Origin of the sequence: Streptomyces sp. NPDC051217 (assembly GCF_044455465.1) — a bacterium.
Lineage (GTDB): Bacteria > Actinomycetota > Actinomycetes > Streptomycetales > Streptomycetaceae > Streptomyces.
This window is the reverse complement of the sequence record NZ_JBITEV010000005.1, coordinates 40,686-60,710: the sequence shown is the minus strand read 5'-3', so window position 1 is coordinate 60,710 and position 20,025 is coordinate 40,686. Positions and strand designations below refer to the sequence as shown.

General features: G+C 71.5%; 18 protein-coding genes. 13 read left to right on the top strand and 5 right to left on the bottom strand.

The genetic code is table 11. The features are described 5' to 3' along the window. Positions 1–8 precede the first annotated feature (8 nt). The 6 genes from ACIBBB_RS13660 to ACIBBB_RS13635 all read left to right on the top strand — a co-directional run bounded on the left by ACIBBB_RS13660 (position 9) and on the right by ACIBBB_RS13635 (position 5,643). On the top strand, positions 9–956 hold the full coding sequence (locus ACIBBB_RS13660) for an ATP-binding cassette domain-containing protein (RefSeq protein WP_398982046.1): 948 nt from the start codon (positions 9–11) through the stop codon (positions 954–956). Between the two features lie 6 nt (positions 957–962). Beyond that, positions 963–1,865 (top strand): ABC transporter permease, encoded by a 903-nt coding sequence (locus ACIBBB_RS13655; protein WP_398981419.1) that lies wholly within the window; start codon positions 963–965, stop codon positions 1,863–1,865. A gap of 83 nt (positions 1,866–1,948) precedes the next feature. After that, positions 1,949–3,175: a sensor histidine kinase gene (locus ACIBBB_RS13650; RefSeq protein ID WP_398981417.1), complete on the top strand. Its 1,227-nt coding sequence runs from the start codon at positions 1,949–1,951 to the stop codon at positions 3,173–3,175. Then, complete coding sequence (locus tag ACIBBB_RS13645) at positions 3,172–3,861, top strand: response regulator (RefSeq protein WP_398981415.1); 690 nt, start codon at positions 3,172–3,174, stop codon at positions 3,859–3,861. Before ACIBBB_RS13650 ends, ACIBBB_RS13645 begins: the two co-directional genes overlap by 4 nt. A 163-nt stretch (positions 3,862–4,024) precedes the next feature. Further along, positions 4,025–4,813, top strand: a complete 789-nt coding sequence (locus tag ACIBBB_RS13640) for a hypothetical protein (RefSeq protein WP_398981413.1) — start codon at positions 4,025–4,027, stop codon at positions 4,811–4,813. Beyond that, on the top strand, positions 4,813–5,643 hold the full coding sequence (locus tag ACIBBB_RS13635; protein WP_398981411.1) for a hypothetical protein: 831 nt from the start codon (positions 4,813–4,815) through the stop codon (positions 5,641–5,643). The genes ACIBBB_RS13640 and ACIBBB_RS13635 overlap by 1 nt, the downstream gene beginning before the upstream one ends. On the opposite strand, the gene ACIBBB_RS13630 is transcribed toward ACIBBB_RS13635, so the two are convergent. The 3 genes from ACIBBB_RS13630 to ACIBBB_RS13620 all read right to left on the bottom strand — a co-directional run bounded on the left by ACIBBB_RS13630 (position 5,613) and on the right by ACIBBB_RS13620 (position 9,437). Then, positions 5,613–6,386 (bottom strand): BTAD domain-containing putative transcriptional regulator, encoded by a 774-nt coding sequence (locus tag ACIBBB_RS13630; protein ID WP_398981409.1) that lies wholly within the window; start codon positions 6,384–6,386, stop codon positions 5,613–5,615. The genes ACIBBB_RS13635 and ACIBBB_RS13630 overlap by 31 nt on opposite strands. Before the next feature lie 154 nt (positions 6,387–6,540). Continuing rightward, on the bottom strand, positions 6,541–8,445 hold the full coding sequence (locus ACIBBB_RS13625; protein ID WP_398981407.1) for an AAA family ATPase: 1,905 nt from the start codon (positions 8,443–8,445) through the stop codon (positions 6,541–6,543). A 362-nt stretch (positions 8,446–8,807) separates the two neighbouring features. After that, positions 8,808–9,437, bottom strand: a complete 630-nt coding sequence (locus tag ACIBBB_RS13620; RefSeq protein ID WP_398981405.1) for a uridine kinase — start codon at positions 9,435–9,437, stop codon at positions 8,808–8,810. A gap of 185 nt (positions 9,438–9,622) precedes the next feature. Here ACIBBB_RS13620 and ACIBBB_RS13615 point away from each other — a divergent pair, with 185 nt between their 5' ends. Then, a complete protein-coding gene (locus ACIBBB_RS13615) occupies positions 9,623–11,026 on the top strand; it encodes a peptidase C39 family protein (protein WP_398981403.1) in 1,404 nt (467 codons plus the stop codon). A 276-nt stretch (positions 11,027–11,302) separates the two neighbouring features. Further along, positions 11,303–11,959 carry a TetR/AcrR family transcriptional regulator gene (locus ACIBBB_RS13610; RefSeq protein WP_398981401.1) on the top strand — a complete coding sequence of 219 codons (657 nt, stop codon included), beginning with the start codon at positions 11,303–11,305 and terminating at the stop codon, positions 11,957–11,959. A 71-nt stretch (positions 11,960–12,030) separates the two neighbouring features. Here the strand turns inward: ACIBBB_RS13610 and ACIBBB_RS13605 are convergent, their stop codons facing one another. Continuing rightward, entirely contained in the window at positions 12,031–13,275 is a 1,245-nt protein-coding gene (locus ACIBBB_RS13605; RefSeq protein ID WP_398981399.1) for a glycoside hydrolase family 18 protein, read from the bottom strand. A 383-nt stretch (positions 13,276–13,658) separates the two neighbouring features. On the opposite strand from ACIBBB_RS13605, the gene ACIBBB_RS13600 reads away from it, so the two are divergent. Beyond that, positions 13,659–14,831: an acyl-CoA dehydrogenase family protein gene (locus tag ACIBBB_RS13600; protein ID WP_398981397.1), complete on the top strand. Its 1,173-nt coding sequence runs from the start codon at positions 13,659–13,661 to the stop codon at positions 14,829–14,831. A gap of 98 nt (positions 14,832–14,929) precedes the next feature. Here the strand turns inward: ACIBBB_RS13600 and ACIBBB_RS13595 are convergent, their stop codons facing one another. Further along, positions 14,930–15,331: a hypothetical protein gene (locus tag ACIBBB_RS13595; RefSeq protein ID WP_398981395.1), complete on the bottom strand. Its 402-nt coding sequence runs from the start codon at positions 15,329–15,331 to the stop codon at positions 14,930–14,932. 203 nt (positions 15,332–15,534) lie between these two features. On the opposite strand from ACIBBB_RS13595, the gene ACIBBB_RS13590 reads away from it, so the two are divergent. From ACIBBB_RS13590 to fxsA, 4 genes are all read left to right on the top strand, one after another. Continuing rightward, positions 15,535–15,975, top strand: coding sequence for an Lrp/AsnC family transcriptional regulator (locus tag ACIBBB_RS13590; protein ID WP_398981393.1), 441 nt, complete (start codon positions 15,535–15,537; stop codon positions 15,973–15,975). 266 nt (positions 15,976–16,241) lie between these two features. Then, positions 16,242–17,882 (top strand): amidohydrolase, encoded by a 1,641-nt coding sequence (locus tag ACIBBB_RS13585; RefSeq protein ID WP_398981391.1) that lies wholly within the window; start codon positions 16,242–16,244, stop codon positions 17,880–17,882. Positions 17,883–18,434: 552 nt separating this feature from the next. Beyond that, the gene (locus ACIBBB_RS13580; protein ID WP_398981389.1) at positions 18,435–19,202 is read left to right on the top strand and encodes a polyprenol monophosphomannose synthase; all 768 of its coding nucleotides are present in this window, start codon (positions 18,435–18,437) and stop codon (positions 19,200–19,202) included. A gap of 53 nt (positions 19,203–19,255) precedes the next feature. Beyond that, entirely contained in the window at positions 19,256–19,867 is a 612-nt protein-coding gene (fxsA, locus tag ACIBBB_RS13575) for an FxsA family membrane protein (RefSeq protein WP_398981387.1), read from the top strand. Positions 19,868–20,025 lie beyond the last annotated feature (158 nt).

Below are 20,025 nucleotides of genomic sequence, written 5' to 3'. Positions count from 1 at the left end.
CCGCGGTCATGACCAGGGGTCTGCGCAAGACGTACGGGACGAGTGAGGCGGTCGTCGACCTCGACCTGACCGTGCCCGCCGGGGAGATGTACGGCTTCCTCGGCCCCAACGGCGCGGGCAAGAGCACCACCATCGGCATGCTCTGCACACTGCTCAGGCCCTCCGCGGGCGAGGCGCGGGTCGCCGGCCACGACGTACGCAAGGACCCCGCCGAGGTGCGTGCCAGGATCGGGCTGGTCTTCCAGGAGTCGACGCTCGACGGCGAACTGACCGCCAGGGAGAACCTGCGGTTCCAGGCGGAGCTGTTCGGCATCCCCCGCGCGCGGGCCCGCGAGACCATCGGCGACCTGCTCGAACTCGTGGAACTGGCACACCGCGCGGACAGCCCCGTACGGACCTTCTCCGGGGGGATGCGGCGTCGGCTGGAGATCGCGCGGGGGCTGCTCCACACCCCGCGCGTGCTGTTCCTGGACGAGCCCACCACGGGCCTGGACCCGCAGACCCGTGTCGCCATCTGGGACCATCTGCACCGGCTGCGGCGGGAGCAGGACATCACCGTCTTTCTGACGACCCATCACCTGGAGGAGGCCGAGCACTGCGACCGGATCGCCATCATGGACAACGGCGAGCTGGTCGTGGAGGGCGACCCCGGCACCCTCAAGGCGGTCGTCGGCGCGGATCTGGTGACCCTGCGCACGGGTGACGACGAGGCCGCGGCCCGTGCCGTGCGCGAGCGGTTCGGCCTGGACACCGACACGGGCCCGGACGGGGTACGCCTCAGAGCCGCCGACGGAGCCGCCTTCGTCCCCCGGCTCTGCGCCGAACTCACCGTCCCCGTCCACTCGGTGACCGTCACCCCGCCCTCACTCGACGACGCGTTCCTCCACTACACAGGCCGCACCATCCGGGAGGCCGACAACGCCACCGGACCGGCCGCCTTCGGACCGAGGAGGTAACGGCCCATGGCCGACATCACGACCCACGGCACCGGAACGGTGGCCGAGGACAGGGCGGACGCCGTGCCGCCCGGCGCACCACGGCCGCCCGCGCCGCCCGGCGTCGGCGGAGGCACGGCCCGGGACCTGAGGACGGTCTCCGTCCTCTGGCGGCGCGAGACGATCAGATTCAGCCGGAACCGGGTGCGGATCGCCATGAGCCTGCTCACCCCGGTGATGTTCCTGCTCATTCTCGGAACCGGGCTGAACGCGGCGATGGAGGAGGAGACGCTCAGTGACTTCCGTGCCTTCCTCTTCCCCGGCGTGCTGCTGATGTCCGTCCAGGCACCCGCCATCGCCGTCGGCGCCTCCATCGTCTGGGACCGCCGCTCCGGATACCTCCGGCAGATGCTGGTCGCCCCGGTTCGGCGCAGCGCCATCCTGGTCGGGATCTGTCTCGGCGGCGCCACCTCGGGCGCGGCGTACGGCCTGCTGGTACTGCTGCTCGCCGGGGTGGCGGACGTCCCGTACCACCCCCAACTCCTGCTGGTCCTGCTGGAACTGGCGCTGATCGCGTTCTCCTTCACCTCGCTGGGTGTGGTCGCCGCCGTCTGTATCCGGCGGCCGGAGACCTTCCAAGTGGCCGTGAGCATGTGCATGATGCCGCTCTTCTTCCTGTCGGGCGCCATGTTCCCCGCCTCAGGCCTGCCCGGCTGGCTCGGCACGGCGGTGACCCTCAACCCCATGACCTACGCGGTCGACGCGCTGCGCCGCACGCTGCCGGGGGACGCGGCGACGGTGGGCGGCGGCGGGACGAGCCCGCAGTGGTGGGGATGGACCCCGCCGGTCCTGCTGGAGGTCGGCCTGGTCGCGCTGCTGGCGCTGATCGCCCTGGCCGCCGCGACCCGGCGGTTCTCCCGGGTGGAGTGAGTGTCGTACTGCCGGTAACGCGACCTGGGGATGACGTTCCGAGGACGGAGGCGGGGCCGTGGAGATGCCGTTAGGGTCGGTGGATGTCTCGTGCGGAACCCCGCTCCTTCTACACCCGAAATCTGACGCCTCGTCAACTCCTCTTCGTGGACGCCCTGCTGGCCATCGGGTACGTGGCCATGCTCATACTGCTGCGGCACGCGGGACAGCCCCCCGGCGCACTCCGCCACGATCTGCCCGGCTGGGTGGCGGACGCGCTGATCGTGGCCTCGGGACTGCCGCTGACCGTACGAAGGCTCTGGCCCCTGCCCGTCCTCGCGGTCGTCCTCACGGCCTCGTCGGTGTCCCTGCTGATCGGCATCGTGGAAGACCCCTTCATCGTCGTCGCGTTCGCCCTCTACCCGGTCGCGCTGGCCAGACCCGTACGGAACTGGGTGCCCCTCGCCGCCGCCGGGCTGCTCGGCCTCGCCGGGCTGATCGCGGCGAAACCCGACACCACCTCCGCGTACTGGTGGCTGAACGGACCGGGGCCCCTCCTGATCGGGTGGACCCTGATCGCGGGCGTCTGGGCGCTCGGCAGCGCCGTACGGGAACGGCGCGCCTACGCCATCCGCGCCGCCGACCAGCTCACCGCGCGCGCCGCGGCGGGGGAGCGGCTGCGCATAGCCCGTGAACTGCACGACATCGTCGCTCACAGCCTCGGCGTCATCGCGGTCAAGGCCGCGGTGGCGAACCACGTCGTGAAGACCCGCCCCGAGGAGGTCCCCGACGCGCTGGGTGTCATCGAGACCACCAGCAGGGACGCCCTGACGGAGATGCGGCATCTGCTCGGCGTCCTGCGCTCGGACGAGTACGGCGCCGGCACCCCCGCCGACCTCGGCCCGTCCCCCGGCCCCGAGGGGCTGTCCGGGCTCGCCGAGCGTGCGGAACTGGCCGGGCTGCGCGTGGACATGGACGTACGGGGCACGGACCGGCTGCCCGAGGCGATGGGACTCACCGTCTACCGCATCGTGCAGGAGGCCCTGACCAACGCCGCCCGCCACGCGGCCCCGGCACACTGCCAGGTCCTCGTCGAGACGACCGCGCACGAGGTACGGATCGACGTGACCGACGACGGACGCGCCACCCGGGGCGGACCGATGCCGCCGTGCCCCCCGGCCGGCGGCGGGCACGGCCTGATCGGCATGCGCGAGCGGGTCGCCATGTACGGCGGCGCCTTCAGCGCCGGGGCACGTACCGACGGCGGCTTCGCCGTCTCGGCCAGGATTCCCCGCGAACCGTCCCCGAGGCCGGGCGGTGTGACGGTATGAGCGAGCCGGTCCGGGTACTGGTGGCCGACGACCAGGCGCTGCTGCGCGGCAGCTTCCGCGTCCTGGTCGACAACGAGCCCGGCTTCACCGTGGTGGGCGAGGCCGCCACGGGCGCGCAGGCGGTCGACCTCGCCCGCGAGGAACGCCCCGATGTCGTTCTCATGGATGTCCGGATGCCGGAGATGGACGGTATCGAGGCGACCCGGCAGATCTGCGCGGCACCCGGGACCGCGGGCGTACGGGTCCTCATGCTGACCATGTTCGACCTCGACTCGTACGTCTACGCCGCGCTGCGCGCCGGGGCCAGCGGATTCCTGCTGAAGGACGTACCCCCCGCCGACCTGCTGCGGGGCATCAGTGTGGTCGCCGCCGGCGAAGGGCTGCTGGCACCGTCCGTCACCCGGCGGCTGATCACCGAGTTCGTCCGCGGCCCCGAGCCCGTCCACCGGCCGCCGCGGCGGCTCGACGGTGTCACCGACCGGGAGCGCGAGGTCCTCACCCTCGTCGCGCGGGGGCTGTCGAACGCGGAGATCTCCACACTGCTGCGGCTGAGTGTGGCCACCGTGAAGACCCATGTGAGCCATCTGCTGACCAAGCTCAGCAGCCGTGACCGTGCGCAACTGGTCATCGTCGCCTACGAGACGGGGCTGGTGTCGGCGGCGCCGCGCCGGCCTGTCGAAGGCTGACCCGTTGAAGGCGGAGCTGTCGAAGTACGGCCCGTCGAAGGCCGACCTGGGGAAGAACGTATAGAAAAACGCACAGAAGAACGATCGGAAGGCGTATAGCCGCCCTCCCTACGCTCCTGACCACGACGGAAAAAGCGTGTCTTCAGGAGAAGGGCGGCCCACTGTGCCGACAGAGGTCAACCGACGACTGCTCCTCCGGAGTTCACTGGGCGGCGCGGCCGCCCTCGGGCTGGTGGCGGCCGGCGCCCCGTCCGCCGCCGCGGCCCCGCCCGGCCGCGGCGACCCCGGACTCCCCGACGTGCCCGGCATGCGGGGCGACCGCAGGGCCAACGAGTTCTGGCACGTGTACGACGAGAAGACCTACTACAACGCCTCGCAGGAGGTGACGGACGCCTACGCGGCCATCAGCGCGTACACAGGCCCGCCCTTCGAACGCACCCTGCGCGAGAAGTGGTGGGAACTCGTCGAACTGCCCGAATACCCGGCCAACTTCGCCGCGTACGTCGAGCCGATCAGAGAACCGCTCGAACTGCTCTCGCGCGTCCAGCTCGATGTCGCCGACACCTACTACGGTCAGCGCCACCACGAACTGGTCAGGGCCTACGGCTGGTTCGGCGAGGGGGTGCTCTTCGACCCGCGCGGCCACGCCCCGTATCTCGTGCACACCATGAACACTGTCGGGGACGAGCCCCCGCGCGCCTACCACACCTGGTACGTGGTCCTGCGGGCCATGATGCTGCTGGACATCGAACCGCGCCGCTGGGAGCTGTCCGCACGCGCCCTCGGCTGGGCCTGGGCTCTGCAGACCGTCGCCAAACCGGCCCAGGACAAGGTCAACCCGCCGCTGCCGCCCGCCACCGTGGGGCGGCTGGCCGCCTCCTGGCTGCCCCGGAGCATCGAGCGGCTCGACCGGGACTTCCAGTCGTTCTGGCTGCCGGAAGGGATGAGCTGATGCCGGCCCAGGGACGACGGCGAGTACTGCGGTCGGCGCTCGCCGTCACCGCGGCCGGGGGACTGGCCGGGGCGCTGGGAGCGGCGGGCGCCCTCCCCGCCGCCGCGGCGGCGGGCCGGGCCACCGCCGGGGGCCGGGGAGGCGGGGATCTCCCCCCGGTCCCGGGGATGCTCGGCGACCGGCGGGCCAACGAGTTCTGGTACCTGCTCGACGAGGCCACCCTCCACCATCCGACGCAGGAGTTCACGGATGCCTTCCTGGCACTGATCGCGGCCCTCGGCACGGGCTGGGACGTCACCCTGCTGCGCACCTGGCTCGACATGGTCAACTCGCCCGACTATCCACGCGACTTCACCGACTGGGCGACACCGCTCAAGGAACCCCTGTCCGTGATGTCCCGCGTCCAGCTCGAAGTGATCGACGCCGTCTACCACCGGCACGACCACCGTCTGGCCCAGGCCTTCGGCTGGTTCGGCCAGGGCGTCCTCTACGACCCGCGCACCGGGAAACCCCATGTGATGACCGGCAATCCGCCCGGCGGCTACCCGGTCTGGCACGTGACCCTGCGGGCGATGATGTTCCTCGGCATCTCACCGGGGCGCTGGGCCGAGATCGCCCCGCTCAACGCCTTCGGGTGCGCGGTGCAGCTCACCGCCGATCCCGACCAGCAGAACGTCAACCCGCCCCTGCCCAGGGCGACCGTACGGAAGCTGGCCGCGCACTGGCTCCCGCGCAGCCCGGCGCGGCTCGACGTGGACTTCCAGTCCTTCCCCTACCCGGAGTGGCCGCCGGAGTCCGGTCAGACAGCCTCCAGGCCGAGGCGCCCCTGAAGCACGGCGTGGTGAGCGGCGGTCAGCGCGGGCCCCGGATCGACCCCCAGTTCCTCGACGAGGATCCGGCGGCCCTCCTGGTAGGCGGCCAGCGCCTCCGCCTGCCGCTCGCACCGGTAGAGGGCTGTCATCCACTGGGCGCGCAGCCGCTCCCGCAAGGGGTACCGGGCGACCAGACCGGTGAGTTCGGGGACGAGCCCGTGGTGCTCACCGAGGGCCAGCTCGGCCTCGATCCGGCTCTCCAGGGCCGAGGTCCGCGCCTCGTCCAGCTGGGGCACCTCCGCATCCTTCAACTGCTGGGTGACGCCGTCGAGAGCGGGCCCGCGCCAGAGTCCCAGGGCCGACCGCAGAAGCGGCGCCGCCACCTCCGGCCGACCGGCGCGCAGCGCCTCGTGCCCGGCGCGGGCGAGCCGGTCGAACTCGGCCGCGTCGACGAGCCCGCCGGTGACACCGAGCCGGTAGCTGCTTCCCACCCTGCGCAGTTCGGCCGCGGGCCCGAGCCGGGTCCGCAGCCGGGAGGCGTAGGTGCAGAGCTGCGCGCCGACCGTGGCCGGGGCGCGCCCTCCCCACATCACCGCCGTGAGGCGGTCGTCGGACAGCGGCCGCCCGCCGGCCAGCAGCAGGGCGGCGAGCATCGTCCGCTGTTTCCGGCCCGGGACCGGGATCTCCCGCCCTTTCGAGATCACCCGCACCGGACCGAGCACGCTGAATTCCACTGTGCCGAACTCCACTGTGTCCCCCATTACTTCCGGTCACCCCGGTGCCCCTCCCGGAACGCGGGGGAACATCGCCGGTCGCGACGGTAGATCCGCACAGTAGATCCGCCCAGGTCCCGGGTTCCCGGGGCACCCGTCCCGGTTGAGTACCGGGACCGGGCCGGGCACCCGGCACGCGCCGCTACAGCCCCGGCGGGTCCTGGGGGCCCCGGTTCACCGGTCCCCGGCCCGACAGCACCTCGCCGTACGCCTGCATCAGATCCGGCAGCCGCAGCGTGGCCAGGTCGTCGCGGCCCGGTGTGCTGCTGTAACCGGAGAGCCGCAGATCGCGGTACGCGCAGCTCTTCTCGTACAGCGTGCGCAGGAAGCGGCCGTTGCCCAGCTCGTCGATCCAGCCCTGGTCGACCACATGGCCGCTGATGCTGCGCAGTTCGTCCAGCGACTCCTCGTCCCACACGTCGTCGTTCTCGGCGGCCAGCACCTCGCCGATCGCGGTCAGTTCGAGGGGGCGGTAGCTGGGGAAGTCGACGCGCGTCGTGAAGCGGGACGAGAGCCCGGGGTTGGTGGCGAGCAGCCGGTCCATGCCCTCCGGATAGCCGGCGAGTATGACAACGAGGTGGTTCCGGTTGTCCTCGGCGCGCTTCAGCAGCACCTGAAGGGCCTCGTCGCCGTACGCGTCGCCCTTGCTGTAGCCGGAGTTGGCGAGGCTGTACGCCTCGTCGACGAAGAGCACACCACCGATCGCCGAGTCGATCAGCTCGTTCGCCTTCACCGCCGTCTGGCCCAGGAACTCGCCGACCAGATCGGCCCGTTGGGCCTCGACCAGATGGTCACCACCCAGCAGCCCGAGCGCGTAGAAGACCCGGCCGAGGATGCGCGCGACGGTCGTCTTCCCGGTGCCCGAGGGGCCGGAGAAGACGAAGTGCCGTTTGGGCGGCTGTACGGGCAGCCCCTGGCCGGCCCGTAACCGCGCCATGTTGAGCTGTGCGGACAACGCCTTGACCTGCCGCTTCACCGGCTCCAGACCGACCATCCGCTCCAGCTCGGCCAGCGCCTCGGCGAGCAGGACCGGATCCGTCGGTCGGTCGGGGAACTGCGGGGGAGCGGGCTGCGCCGGTACGCGCGCCTTCTCCCGGATCCCGTCCACCGGGTCCACCGGGTCCGGCGGCACACCCACCCCGTACGGGGACTGCGCGTCGACGCCCGGCCGCGGGTCGGGGCCCTGCGGATACTCGCTGTCGGCCTGCCCGTCCACCGCGTCCTGGCCGAAGCCGGCCAGCGCGACCGACGCGAGACCGGCCGAGTCGTCCGCCCCGTCGTACCCGTCGGAGTCGGTGATCGCGGCGAGCCGGGCGGCGGTGTCCATGAAGGTGGGGTCGATACGGTGCACGGCCCGGTACAGCGGCAGCGCCGCGGCGCTGCGGCCGGTCCCCTCGTGCGCGCGGGCCAGCCAGTAGCGCAGCTCTTTGCGCTGCGGCTGCTCGCTGCGGCAGCGCATCAGCGAGGTCGAGAGCAGCGGCTCCGCCTGTCCGTACATCTCCAGCCGGACGCGTGCCATCCCGCCGAAGAGACCCGCCTCGATGCCCAGCAGCGGGTCGTTGACGAGGGATTCGGTGTGGCGCACCAACTGGTCCCAGTCCTTGACCAGATAGGCGCGGCAGGCGTGCAGGAAGCGCACATGCGGATCGGCGTCCACGGGCGGCAGTCCGGCGAGCGCACGGTCGAGCTCGGGTACATGCCGGCCGTCGAGCCAGTGCGAGGCGTGCGCCAGCAGCAGATCGCGCCGGCTCTCCAGCACGGGCTGCACCCACCAGCCCAGCCAGTACCAGGAGTTGAGCGTGCGGCGGTGGCGGGAGCGCTGTTCGCCGAAGCGGTCACGGTGGCGGTACATGTGCAGCAGCGCGGTCGTGGTGTCGACCCGCAGCGCGTGCAGTCCGAGCCAGCCGTCCGCCATACCGGGATCGAGCCGTACGGCCTCCCGGAACTCCTCCTCCGCCTGTGGATACGCCCCCATCGTGTAAGCATCCACACCACGCACCCACGCGAGATCGGCCGGGGCTTGAGCGCCCTGCGTGCCGATGTCCATCAGGCCCCCCACAAACCATGACCCCGTGATGTCCCGCCGGGCGGGCGCCCGTCGGCAGAGCGTGCTGAACCACCTTGTCGTGGACGGGAATTGACCCCACCGAGATGCATCGTACCTGCGCAGAGGGTGCGCGACTAAGGGCGCAGCCGTCCCGCCCGCACCGGTGACCCAGGGTGATCGCTGGGTGGGAGGCGGTGCCGGGGAGGTGGCGAAGAGGGCAGAACGAAGCCCCCGATCACGGGGGAACAACCGGGGGCTTCGCGTCTGGGCAGCTCCGAAAAGCCGCACATTGAGAACGTAAGACCTGTCCCACCCCTTGGTCAAGCCGAGTTGAGGCCCGTTCGGGGCTGATTTCCGACTGCTCAGTACGGAGGGAAGGGTTGCTCACCGTGGGTAACAGGGCGGTCCTGCCGTGCGGTCGCAGGAGTTCCGGGCAGCCACTTGTACCCCTCCTGCCACTCACGTACCAGCGCATCGGCGTACGGACGCGACGGATCAGCCGCGAAATGGCGCGTCTCGGCCCGCGTCCAGGCGTCCCAGAAGGCCGAGAGGTCCGATCCGTCGCGCTCACGGCCCCGTTGCCAGGATTCCTCGGCGCCCCGGTCCATCCACAACAGTCTCGCCAGCCACGGCCGTACCGCCGTCCGGCCCGCGCCCACCCCCTCGATCAGCACGACCGGCGCGGGGAGCAGTGGGCGGGGCGTACGGAAGCGCCGCAGGGTCCAGTCGTACGGCGCGTACCGCGCGGAAGCCCCGCGCGCGAGTGGTCCGAGCACATCCTCGGCGAGCCGCTCGGTCCAGTCGAAGAACGCTTCGTGCGTGGCCAGGTCGTCCAGCCGCAGCACGGGCGCCCCGCCGAGCGCGGCGGCGAGCCGCGTGGCGAAGGTGCTCTTCCCGGAACCGGCGTGGCCGTCGACCGCGACCAGCCGTACCGGCCCGCAGGAGGGCGGCAGCGCGCGCAGGGCCATGGCGGCTTCGGTGAGGTCGTCCACCCGGCCACCCTATGCTCGGGCGCTCGGGGGCAGGCGCCGCCCGTACCAGGCCCCTGAGGCGATTCATGTCACTGGTGGAGACCAATATTGGTCGGGCGACGCGAGGCGAATCGCTGGCAGAAGCCGTCCGGGACCCGAGATAGTTGACGGATTGTCGTGCACCAGACCAGTGACCCGGGGGTCCCATGAACAACCCAGCTCCTTCCCGTCACAGCTCGGCGTCGCGCCGCACGGTGCTCGCCACCGCCCTCGCCGCGGCCGGCGCGGGCGCGCTCTCCGGGGCCGCGCCCGCGATGGCGGCCGCTCCCTCCGCTCCTTCCGCCCGCCCCGGCCCGTCGGCCGCCCACCACCGCGCAGGCACTCCCGTGGACAACCGCTTCTGGAGTTCGTCCACCGACTGGCACGGCGGCACGGGCAACGGCACGAAGGTCCTGACCGGCAGCCGGTCCGGCCTCGTCGTCGCCACCCCCGCCGGCCGCACCGACTACGCCGACCCGCACACCGGCGGGACCAGCACCTGGGAGTACGCGACCTGGACCTCGCCCGTCCACCGCTCCACGGTCCCGGCCACCGAGGCGATCGCCTCCTGGAACGCCGAGACCCCCGCGGGCACGTGGATCCAGACCGAGCTGCGCGGCACCTACTCGGACGGCGCGGCGACCCCCTGGTACGTGATGGGCCGCTGGGCGTCCGGGGACGGCGACATCCGCCGTACGTCCGTCGACGACCAGACGGACGACCGCAGCACCGTCTGGACCGACACCTTCGCCATCGACGACCCGGCGAGCGGCCTGCGGCTGTCGTCGTACCAGCTCCGTCTCACCCTCTACCGCAAGCCGGGCACGACACTCACCCCCACGGTCCGCCGGGTCGGCGCGATGGCCTCGGACATCCCCGACCGCTTCACCGTCCCGGCCGCCGGGCACGTGGTGACGCGCGAGCTGACCGTGCCGCGCTACTCGCAGAACACGCACGTCGGCCAGTACCCGGAGTACGACAACGGCGGCGAGGCCTGGTGCAGCCCCACCTCCTCGCAGATGATCATCGAGTACTGGGGCCGTAAGCCCACCGCGGCCGACCTGGCCTGGGTGAACCCGGACTTCGCCGACCCGCAGGTCTGCCACGCGGCCCGGTTCACCTTCGACTACCAGTACGACGGCTGCGGCAACTGGCCGTTCAACGCGGCCTACGCGACCAGCTACAAGGACATGAACGCCGTCGTCACCCGGCTCGGCTCGCTCACCGACGTCGAGCGGCTGATCCGCGCGGGCATCCCGGTCATCACCTCGCAGTCCTTCCTGGAGAAGGAGCTGACCGGCGCGGGCTACGGCACCTCCGGCCATCTGATGACCGTGATCGGCTTCACTGCCGCCGGCGACGTGATCGCCAACGACCCGGCCTCACCGAGCAACACGGCCGTACGCCGGGTCTACAAGCGGCGCGAATGGGAAAATATCTGGTTGCGGACAAAGCGGTACAACGCCGCGGGCACCGTGGTCTCGGGCACGGGCGGCGTCTGTTACCTCTACTGGCCCGTGGAGCCCACCGCCGCCCAGCGCAAGGCCCTGGAGGCCGTCGGCGTGCGCTAGGACGTGTCTTCAAAGTCCCGCCTGGCCCGCGAACGCCTGGCACGGCACCTCGCCGCGTTGTCGGAGTCATGCGAGTACGCCCAGTACGAGCATGATCCTCCGCCTTGCGATGCACCGCACCAGCCGCCGCGGGCCCCGCCCCACGGGCGGACGGCGCTACTTTGAAGACACGCCCCAGCGGTCCGGCAGGGCGTCGAAGGCGCCGGTCCCGGCCCTTGTCAGCGGGTCTGCAATACTGCGGATCTCCTGTGACAGCCGAGACTGGGAAGCGCGGACTTGAACAACAGGCAGCAGCGTGGTGAGAGCGAGCGGGCGCAGATGCGCCGCTCCGAACTCATCGCCACCGGCCGTAAGTTGTTCGCCGACACGTCGTACGACGCCCTGTCCGTGGACGACATCGCCCAGCACGCGGGCGTCGCCAAAGGGCTGATCTACTACTACTTCAAGAACAAGCGCGGCTACTACCTCGCCATCATCGAGGACTCGGTGATGGAGCTCGTCTCGCTCGCGTCGGGCGGCGGCGATCTGCCCAACACCCAGCGCGTGCAGCGCACCGTCGAGGCCTATCTCCGGTTCGCCGAGTTCAACGAGGCCGCCTACCGCACGATCATCACCGGCGGAGTCGGCTTCGACACCCAGGTGCAGGCGATCCGCGACGCCGTGCGTACGGGGCTGGTCTCCACCGTCGCCGAGGGCGCGTACGGCCGCCGCGACATCCCGCCGATCGCCAGACTCGCACTGTTGGGCTGGCTCAGCAGCGTGGAGTGGCTGACCCTCGAATGGCTGGATCACCGCGAGGAGCTGACCCGGGAGATCCCGCGCGATCTGCTGGTGCGGATGCTGCGTCATACGCTCAGCACCATCGAGGAGTTCGCGCCGGACTGCCCGGCGCCGCCGGCGGACCCGGACTTCCGCCCGTACACCGGCCTCTGAGGCGGTGACCGAACGACGCAGGCGCCGGACGGGCCGGACCGGCCCGTCCGGCGCCTGCGGCCGGACAGGCCCTAGTTGATCGCCTTGATCAGCTCGCCGTCGGTCGTGTCGCCGCTGAGCTCCCAGAAGAAGGTGCCTCCCAGGCCCTGCTCGTTCTTGTAGTCCATCTTGGTGCCGATGGTGGCGGGGGTGTCGTAGCTCCACCAGTTGCCGCCGCAGTGCGCGTACGCCGTACCGGCCACCGTGCCGTTGGCCGGGCAGGTGTTCTTCAGGACCTTGTAGTCCTCGATGCCCGCCTCGTACGTGCCGGGAGCCGCGCCCGTCGCGCTGCCGCCCGGCTCGGACTGGGTGACCCCGGTCCAGCCGCGCCCGTAGAAGCCGATGCCCAGCAGCAGCTTCTCCGCGGGAACGCCCTTGGCCTTCAGCTTGGTGACAGCCGCGTCGGAGTTGAAGCCCTCCTGCGGGATGCCCTCGTACGACGTGAGCGGCGAGTGCGGAGCCGTGGGGCCCTGCGCCGCGAACGCGCCGAAGAAGTCGTACGTCATCGGCAGGTACCAGTCGAGGTACTGGGCGGCCGAGCCGTAGTCGGTGGCGTCGATCTTGCCGCCCTCGGACGCGTCGGCGGTGATGGCCGCCGTGACGAGGCTGTCGCCGCCGAACTCCGTACGGAGCGCGGAGACCATGTTCGTGAAGGCGTCGGGCCCGCTGGTGTCGCAGGTCAGACCGCAGGCGTTCGGGTACTCCCAGTCGATGTCGATGCCGTCGAAGACATCGGCCCAGCGCGGGTCCTCGACCAGGTCGTGACAGGACTTGGCGAACGCGGCCGGGTTCTGGGCCGCCTCACCGAACCCGCCCGACCAGGACCAGCCGCCGAACGACCAGATCACCTTGAGGTCCGGGTGGAGCGCCTTGAGCTTGCGCAGCTGGTTGAAGTTGCCGCGCAGCGGCTGGTCCCAGGCGTCGGCGGCACCGTCGACGCTCTGGTCGGCGGTGTAGGCCTTCTCGTAGTCCGCGAAGGAGTCACCGATGGTGCACTTGCCGCCCTGGACGTTGCCGAACGCGTAGTTGATATGCGTCAGCTTGTCGGCGGACCCGGAGGTCTGGATGTTCTTGACGTGGTAATTCCGGTCGTAGACACCCCAGTTGGCGAAGTATCCGATGACCTTCTCACCGGCGGCTGTGGGGGCCGCCGGGGTCTTGTCCTGGTCGGCCGACGCGGTACCGGCGCCGGCGAGCAGGGACACGCCGAGCACGGCCGTACAGACGGCCGCGACGAGCGCCCGGAAGCGGGCGCGGGGACGGTGCGGTCTGAGCATGAGGTCTCCTCGTGGGGAGGGAGATCGAGGTCCGTGCCGTCGACTTGGCATGGACGCGAAGTGTGTTCACCCGGACGGTAGAAGGACTAGACCAGTGGGTCAATGGTGCGGACCAACTTCCCGATGAGTGCGACGCGGATCCGAAGGCGGGCAAACGGAACCGAAGCGGAACCCGCACAGGGGCTGACCTCCCGTGACTGCACCCCGCCGATCGGGCATACTCAACGCGCCACAGCCGCTGGTCAGCCGCACCCGTGACCCGGGAAGGCAGCATCGGTTGGGCAGTATTCCGGCCCGGGGGACACCCCGGGCCTCGACCGGTGACCGCCGCCACACCCAGTGCGCGGCCGCCGTACCGTCCCGACAGGGAGGAGAGCGCCGCCATGCCCGACCGCGCCCCGCGAACGGTGGAACGTCAGTTGCCCACCGAGGAGTCCAAGGACCTGCTCGCGCTCGTACGCGACATCGTCGAGCGGGAGATCGTCCCCACGGCGGCCGAAGAGGAGGAGGCGGGCCACTTCCCCCGGGAGACCTTCACCCTCCTCTCCGAATCGGGACTGCTCGGCCTCCCCTACGACTCCGAGCACGGCGGCGGCGACCAGCCGTACGAGGTCTACCTCCAGGTCCTGGAAGAGCTCGCCGCGGCCCGTCTCACCATCGGACTCGGCGTCAGCGTCCACTCCCTGGCCTGCCACGCCGTCGCCGCGTACGGGACTCCCGACCAGGGGGCCAAGCACCTCCCCGTGATGCTGGGCGGCGGTCTCCTCGGCGCGTACTGCCTCTCCGAGCCCTCCTCGGGCTCCGACGCCGCCTCGCTGCGCACGAAGGCCGTCAGAGACGGCGACGACTGGGTGATCACCGGCACCAAGGCCTGGATCACCCACGGCGGCATCGCCGACTTCTACACCGTGCTCGCGCGCACCGGCGGCGAGGGCGCCGGTGGCATCTCCGCCTTCCTGGTGCCCGGCGACTCCGACGGACTGGCCGCCGCCGTACCCGAGAAGAAGATGGGCATGAAGGGCTCGCCCACCGCCCAACTCCACTTCGACGGCGTCCGGATCGGCGACGACCGACGGATCGGCGACGAGGGGCAGGGGTTCGCGATCGCCCTCTCCGCGCTCGACTCGGGCCGGCTCGGGATCGCCGCGTGCGCCGTGGGCGTCGCCCAGGCCGCCCTGGACGAGGCGGTGGAATACGCCACCGGCCGACGGCAGTTCGGCCGCCCCATCGCCGACTTCCAGGGCCTGCGCTTCATGCTCGCCGACATGGCCACCCGGATCGAGGCGGGGCGGGCCCTATATCTCGCGGCGGCGCGGCTGCGGGACGCGGGCCTGCCGTTCTCCCGGCAGGCGGCGATGGCGAAGCTGTTCTGCACGGACGCGGCGATGCAGGTGACCACGGACGCCGTTCAGGTACTCGGCGGCTACGGATACACCGCCGATTTCCCCGCCGAGCGTTACATGCGCGAGGCGAAGGTGCTCCAGATCGTCGAAGGCACCAACCAGATCCAGCGCATGGTGATCGCCCGTCATCTCGCGGGCCCCGAGACCCGCTGACCCCGTCGTCCGTCGTACTGATCCGTCCGTCAGCAGTCACCAACCGGCGGACGGACCAGGGAGATCGACGAGTGGTCCGGGCTCGATGTGATGGAGCGTCAGGCGGCGGCCTGGCGCCGCAGATGCGGCACCTTGAACGGGCGTGAGGCGGGGCCACCCGCGTGGGAGAACGGCTGCGTGCGCCAGTCCAGCCCCTGAGGGAGCGTCAGCAGCAGTGCGGTGTCCTGCTCCTGTGCGTCGAGCGTCTCGTCGGCCGGCCGGGCGTCCGTGGCCGAACGGCCCGTACCCGCGCAGACGGTGAGCACGAACGGGTTCCACGGGCTGGGGCACAGCGCGTGCTCGGGAAGGCTGTCCTCGTCGGCCAGCAGGGCGATCGGCTGGGAGCAGTCCGGGCACACGACCCGGAACATCTCGAAGGTGTCGTAGAAGTCGAGCTCATCGGCCTCGACGGGATCAACGGGCTCCGGTTCGACATGTCCGGTGCGCTTCAGGCTCTGCATGGAGACACTCCCCCTCGGGTGGGCCGACAGCCACGTGCGGCCTCGACCACAGCAAGCAATTCCCGTCGCGCGCCTCAGGTAACCGTGAGGTCTCGACGGACCCCGTGACATACCTGTGGTGTTCGTCACATGCCCGGCGCAGGTGACGATCCAGTACACCGTCGACTGTGCCGGAAGTGACCATGGGCAATAGGTTGATCCGCATGGAGGAGCTGGATCGTCAGATCGTGGAGTTGCTCGTCAAGGACGGGCGGATGAGCTACACCGACCTGGGCAAGGCCACCGGTCTGTCCACCTCGGCGGTGCATCAGCGCGTCCGCAGGCTGGAGCAGCGCGGAGTGGTACGCGGCTACGCCGCCGTGGTGGACCCGGAAGCGGTGGGCCTGCCCATGACCGCGTTCATCTCGGTCAAACCGTTCGACCCGAGCGCGCCGGACGACATCGCGGAACGGCTCGCCCCGATCCCCGAGATCGAGGCGTGCCACAGCGTGGCCGGCGAGGAGAACTACATCCTCAAGGTGCGGGTGGCGACGCCGCTGGCGCTGGAGCACCTGCTGACCCGCATCCGTACCCTGGCGGGGGTCTCGACCCGTACGACGGTCGTCCTGTCCACCCCGTACGAAGCGCGGCCCCCATATTTTTAGGGCTCGGTTCGCCTCCGGGCGCTTAAAGCCACTGTCGACGGTCGACCGTGCTCAGCCCCTCGTTCCTCGGAGCCTCTGCGCGCTCTCCCTTTCGACAGCGGCGCGCCCTTCGGCTCATTCGCCGGTGGTCCGGGCTGCGGTGCGTGCCCCGCACGCGCGTTCCCCCGCGTGACCGCGGCGCCCCTTCGGCTCACTCGCCGGGAACGCGGGCAGCCGCCCGCACCCCCGCGTGCCCCCTAGGCCCGCGAAGCGGGAGACTGGGCCCCATGAACGATCGCGCCGCCCCCCAGAGCGAACCCCGCACCGTGCTGCTGCGCGGCGGAGAAGTCCACAGCCCCGCCGACCCCTTCGCCACCGCGATGGTCGTCGAACGTGGTCATGTCGCCTGGGTGGGCTCCGAAGGCGCCGCCGATTCCTTCGCCTCCGGTGTCGACGAGACCGTCGACCTCGAAGGCGCCCTCGTCGCCCCGGCGTTCACCGACGCGCACGTCCACACCACCGCGACCGGCCTCGCCCTCACCGGCCTCGACCTGACCGGCGCCGGAACGCTCGGCGACGCTCTCGCGCTCGTACGGGACCACCGCACCGCGCACCCCGGCGACCGGGTGCTCCTCGGGCACGGCTGGGACGCCTCGCGGTGGCCCGAGCGCCGTGCGCCCACCCGCCGGGAGCTCGACGAGGCGGCGGACGGCAGGCCGCTCTATCTGACGCGCGTCGACGTCCATTCGGCCGTGGTGACCACCGCCCTGCTCGATCTGGTGCCCGGCGTCACCGAACGGGCCGGATTCCACCGTGACGCCCCGCTGACCGGCGACGCGCACCACGCCGTACGGGCCGCCGCGTACGCCGCGGTGACCCCCGCGCAGCGCACCGAGGCCCAGCGCGCCGCGCGCGCCCGCGCGGCCTCTCTCGGCATCGGCACACTCCACGAGTGCGCCGGCCCCGACATCTCCGGCGAGGACGACTTCACCGGGCTGCTCCGGCTGGCGGGGGACGAGGCGGGCCCGCGCGTCCACGGCTACTGGGCGGAGCCGATCGGCGACGACAAGGGCGCGGCGCGGATCCGTCAACTCGGCGCCGTCGGCGCGGCGGGCGACCTCTTCGTGGACGGCTCTCTCGGATCGCACACCGCCTGGCTGCACGAGCCGTACGCGGACGCGCCCCACACCGGCGCCGCGCACCTCGACGCGGCCGACATCGCCGCGCACGTCACGGCCTGCACCGAAGCGGGTCTCCAGGCCGGCTTCCACGCCATCGGTGACGCCGCGATCGGCGCGGTGGTCGCCGGGACCCGCGCCGCCGCCGAGACCCTCGGCCTCTCCCGTGTCCGGGCCGCCCGCCACCGGGTCGAGCACGCCGAGATGCTCACCCCCGAGACCGTTGCCGCGTTCGCCGAACTCGGTCTCACCGCCTCCGTCCAACCCGCGTTCGACGCGGCATGGGGCGGTACGGAGGGCATGTACGCCGACCGGCTCGGCGAGACCCGCGCCGGAACCCTCAACCCGTACGCGGCCCTCCTGCGCGCCGGTGTCCCGCTCGCCTTCGGCTCCGACAGCCCGGTGACCGCGCTCGACCCGTGGGGCACCATCAGGGCGGCCGCCTTCCACCGCACACCCGGCCACCGCATCTCCGTACGCGCCGCCTTCACCGCCCATACGCGCGGCGGCGGGCGCGCCGCCGGACAAGACGACACCGGCGTGCTCGTGCCCGGGGCGCCCGCCGACTACGCGCTCTGGCGCACCGCGGAGCTGATCGTCCAGACCCCCGACGACCGGGTCTCCCGCTGGTCGACCGACCCCCGCTCGGGGACGCCCGGCCTGCCCGATCTCACGCCGGGCGCGGCCCTGCCCGTCTGTCTGCGGACCGTGGTCGGCGGGCGAACGGTGTTCTTGCGACCGAACGAGTGATGTACCCGCGTTTCCGTACCGCCGACAGATGCTTGCCGGTCACTGTCGCGACCAGCGGATCTTCCCCGCTGACCTGCTGAAACGGGTAAATGTCGCAGGTCAAAGGAGTATTGACAGCAGGCACTGACCGGCCGGTAGGTTCGGCCGGGTCCACCAAAGGACGTCCGACCGGCAACTTCCACGCAGTCGTCGAACGCCGCTGGGCCATGGGGTGGTGTGCCGCACCGGCGCACCGCCACTGGGAGCCAGGTTCAGCGCCCGCGCCTCGGGGGCGAGGGAAGGTTTCTGCCGGTCGGCGGGTGCGACCCGGGTAGGGCCCCGGCGTTCAGTAGACAACGGCTCTCGGTCGACTCGCAGCCGGCGGGTCCCAGGTCGGCCCGAAGGACGCCGGGACCCGATCCGCAGGCCCCGGATCGCACCGCCCGGCGCTCGCGCGGGCGGATTCCGGCCGCCCGCGCCCCCTCCCGTGGAACACCCCGCCACCGTGTGGACGGCGACCCCTCGCGTGCTCGCTAAGGTGGTACTTCTGCGTACGGCGATTAAGGGGCAGTTGTGAACGACGGTGGTCAGAGGCAGTACGGCCCGCTCGGCGCAGCCTTGGTGATCATCCCGACCTTCAACGAGGCGGAGAACATCAAACGGACCGTCACCCGCCTGCGCGCGGCGGTCCCGGAAGCCGACATCCTCGTGGCCGACGACAACAGCCCCGACGGCACCGGAAAGATCGCCGACGAACTCGCCGCCGACGACAGCCAGGTCCATGTCCTGCACCGCAGGGGCAAGGAGGGGCTGGGCGCGGCCTACCTGGCCGGATTCCACTGGGGCATGGAGCACGGCTACGGCGTCCTGGTCGAGATGGACGCCGACGGCTCCCACCAGCCCGAGGAACTGCCCCGGCTGCTGACCGCCCTCAAGGGTGCCGACCTCGTGCTCGGCTCGCGCTGGGTGCCCGGCGGCCGTGTGGTGAACTGGCCGAGGACGCGGGAGATGATCTCGCGCGGCGGCAGCACGTACTCACGGGCGCTGCTCGGCCTCCCGCTGCGCGACATCACCGGTGGCTTCCGCGCCTTCCGTACGGAGACGCTCGACCGGCTGGGCCTGGACGAGGTCGCCTCGCAGGGCTACTGCTTCCAGGTCGACCTCGCGCGCCGTGCCGTCGAGGCCGGCTGCCATGTCGTGGAGGTGCCGATCACCTTCGTCGACCGGGAACTGGGCGACTCCAAGATGAGCCGGGACATCCTCGTGGAAGCGCTCTGGCGGGTCACCGCGTGGGGCGTCGGGACCCGGGCCAACCGCATGCTCGGCCGCAAGCCCCTCTGATCCGGTCCGCCCCAGTCACGACAACGCGCGCCGCCGCCAGGCACACTGGAACCATGACGACCGGCGCACCGCCTCCCGTGGCTCCGCAGCGCTCGCGCGCGCGCAAATTTGTCCCTCTGGGCATCGCCGTCTGGCTGGTGCTCGAAATCTGGCTGCTGACCGTGGTGGCCGGTGCGACGAGCGGACTGACCGTGCTGGCGCTGTTGATCGGCGCGGGCGTTGTCGGCTCGGTCGTCGTGAAGCGGGCGGGCCGCCGGGCCTTCCGCAATCTCACCGAGACTCTTCAGCAGGCGCAGCGGCAGCAGCAGAACCCCGAGGCTCCCGAGAGCACCGACGAGAGCTCGAAACCCACCTCGGGCAACGGCTTCCTGATGCTGGGCGGCCTGCTGATCATGCTGCCGGGGCTGGTCTCCGACGCCGTCGGCCTCGTCCTGCTGATTCCGCCGGTGCGCACGATGCTGAGCCGGCGCGTCGAACGGTCGCTGGAGCGCCGGATGCGCGAAGCGGGTCCTGGTGGCTTCGGCGACGCCTTCCAGCAAGCTCAGCAGGCCAGGATGGGCCGCCCGGACGGCAAGGTCGTCCAGGGCGAGGTCATCAAGCACGACGAGCCACGGCCGCCGCGCGATCCCGGCCGGGACGGACCCCGCCCGCCCCTGACACCTTGAGGCCCTTGAGCCCCGAGGCGTCAGGGACGGCGGACGGAGACAGGCAAGAGCCGTGGGGGGGGGGGGGGGGGGGGGGGGGGGGGCGGCGCGGGCGGGGGGGGGGGGGGGGGGGGCGCGGCGGGGGGGGGGGGGGGGGGGGGCGGGGGCGGCGGGGGCCG